This window comes from Bowmanella sp. JS7-9 (genome assembly GCF_004329715.1).
GTDB lineage: Bacteria > Pseudomonadota > Gammaproteobacteria > Enterobacterales > Alteromonadaceae > Pseudobowmanella > Pseudobowmanella zhangzhouensis.
In genome coordinates this window covers 1-443 of sequence record NZ_JXSY01000034.1, presented here as the reverse complement: position 1 = coordinate 443, position 443 = coordinate 1, and the positions used below count along the sequence as shown (strand labels likewise).

1 tRNA gene is annotated in these 443 nt (G+C 50.6%); it reads left to right on the top strand.

The window, feature by feature from the left end:
- Window positions 1-183: 183 nt before the first annotated feature.
- Window positions 184-259 (top strand) — tRNA-Glu (locus TK45_RS15765).
- Window positions 260-443: the final 184 nt, after the last annotated feature.

Genomic DNA, 443 nt, shown 5'->3' with positions numbered 1-443 from the left:
CAACTTTACAAGTCACATGTTTTTGTCCTGGCGAGCATGTGCCAGACGCAAGTCTGAATGGGAGGAAACTCCCGGGTAGTAAAACTCAAATAGTTTTCTGCAAAGGAATAGGTCGTTCGCCTCACAGGCTCGGCTCACCTGAACAGAAAACTTACAAAGCAACGCTTTGTAAAACAGTTTTCTGTCCCCTTCGTCTAGAGGCCTAGGACACCGCCCTTTCACGGCGGTAACAGGGGTTCGAATCCCCTAGGGGACGCCAAATAAAAAAGCCCACTCATTTGAGTGGGCTTTTTTATTTGGAGATCTTTACGATTTCGATCCCCTGCGGGTTCGACAAAATTGTCGGGAACAATTTTGGACAGCCGAAGGCTGGCCGCGCAGCGGTGAGGGCAGGAAAGCCCGAGCAATCCCCCGCGTGATTCAAGTCAGCTTCTATCCTCAGC